The organism is Variovorax sp. 01T439_2 (genome assembly GCF_056398445.1).
Genome location: NZ_JBFTPJ010001148.1, coordinates 1 through 1,619 on the forward strand (window position 1 = coordinate 1; position 1,619 = coordinate 1,619).

Genomic DNA, 1,619 nt, shown 5'->3' on the forward strand with positions numbered 1-1,619 from the left:
GCAGCACCGCGCTGTTCCACGCCGAGTCGGAAGAAGGCAAGGTGTTCGAGCTCGACTTCGACGGCAGCGCCGCGCGCGTGGCCACGCCGCCTTCGGGCGCGGACGGCCGCATGAACATGCGCATCGTCATCGACGTGCCCCGCCTCTCGCCTTCGAGCGAGTGGCTGAAGTTCCATGCCGTGACCGGGCCCGGCGAGCTGCTGCACCGCTTCAGGGGCGAGGCGCTGATCGTCCCGGCACAGGGGCTGTCGGTCATTTCGGACATCGACGACACCATCAAGCGCACCCAGGTGCGCGACCGGCGCGAGATGCTGCTGAACACCTTTGCGCGGCGCTTCGAGGCGGCCCCCGGCATGGCGGCGTACTACCGCGCGCTGGCCAAGGCGCCGGACACGCGCTTCCACTATCTTTCGGCCAGCCCGATACAGCTGTACCGCGCGCTCGCCGATTTCCTTCGCGATGCAGACTTTCCCTTGGGCAGCATGCACCTGCGCGAAAGCACGACCTGGCGCACGCTCATCCCCGGCGAGCAGGATTCGCGCACGCACAAGCTCGGCGTGATCGAGCGCCTGCTGGCCGACTTTCCGCAGCGCCGGTTCATGCTGGTGGGCGATTCGGGCGAGAGCGATCCCGAGATCTACGGACAGGTCGCGCGCGCCCACCCCGGCCGCATCGACAGCATCGCGATACGCGACGTGACCGGCGAGGACGGCCGCGCCGAGCGCTATGCGGCCGCCTTCGACGGCGTGGCGCCAGGCCTCTGGCAGATTCTTTCCCCCGAACGGCCCCCGGCACCGATCCAGCTGGCAAGGTGAGCGCCCGCCGCCGGAACACCATCGGCACCTTGGTTTCCAGCACAGCCAACAAAAGAACACTTAGGTACACACTGGAAAGTCATGTGCCTCGCAGGGACTAGGCAGAACTGTGATTTTTTCCGCAGAATGTCACTCCACCATCCAGACAAGGAGACGGCTCATGTCCATGGAGTTTCTTCGGGTCATCGCCGAGCAGAAATTGCCATACGTCGTCCACACGCCAGCCGACATCGACAGGCTGCGCGTGCTGCGTGCGGCCGAGCTGGTGACCGCTTTCATTCCGCCGTCCAGCCATGCGCCGGACGACCGGGCGATACGCCAGCTCGCCCAGGTGGAATCGATCACCGCCAAGGGAAAGCTGGCGCTGAACAAGGCCACCTCGGCCTTCATCGAGCTCTGAACCCCAGCAGCTTCATTGCGGCTCCCGGACTCTTTGCAGCCTTTGCGTACGCGGCCCAGGGATCGTTGCCGCGGTCGAGCCGTGCATGGATGTTCCGCAGGGTCCACTGCGCACCACTCGTGAGCGTGGGAACCTCCTGCCATTCCACCGGCACCGACACGCCCATGCCGGGGCGCGCCCGCACCGACCAGGCGCAGATGGTGGTCGCGCCGAAGCCGTTGCGCAGGTAGTCGATGAAGATGCGGCCGACGCGGTTGTCCGGCCCGCTCTTGGCGACGAACATCTGCGGCAGGGTGCGCGCCATGTGCCGCACGATGGCCTGCGAGAAATCCTTGATGGTGTCCCAGTCGTACTGCCGCCTGAGCGGCACCACCACGTGCAGCCCCTTGCCGCCGCTGGTCTTG

3 protein-coding genes are annotated in these 1,619 nt (G+C 66.5%); 2 read left to right on the forward strand and 1 reads right to left on the reverse strand.

Translation table 11 applies throughout. The features are described 5' to 3' along the window. Both AC1DOC_RS32900 and AC1DOC_RS32905 read left to right on the forward strand, forming a co-directional pair. Nucleotides 1–815 (forward strand): phosphatidate phosphatase App1 family protein (locus AC1DOC_RS32900; protein WP_478131473.1); only part of this gene is annotated, 815 nt, incomplete at its 5' end. 160 nt (nucleotides 816–975) lie between these two features. Further along, entirely contained in the window at nucleotides 976–1,215 is a 240-nt protein-coding gene (locus AC1DOC_RS32905; RefSeq protein ID WP_145741851.1) for a hypothetical protein, read from the forward strand. Here AC1DOC_RS32905 and ligD read toward each other — a convergent pair. Further along, a partial coding sequence (gene ligD / locus AC1DOC_RS32910) for a non-homologous end-joining DNA ligase LigD (protein ID WP_478131474.1) occupies nucleotides 1,202–1,619 on the reverse strand: 418 nt, incomplete at its 5' end. The two genes, AC1DOC_RS32905 and ligD, sit on opposite strands and share 14 nt — an antisense overlap.

Bases quoted from the DNA above. Each gene is read 5' to 3' on its own strand.
- AC1DOC_RS32905 (WP_145741851.1), top strand. From the start codon at position 976: ATGTCCATGGAGTTTCTTCGGGTCATCGCCGAGCAGAAATTGCCATAC.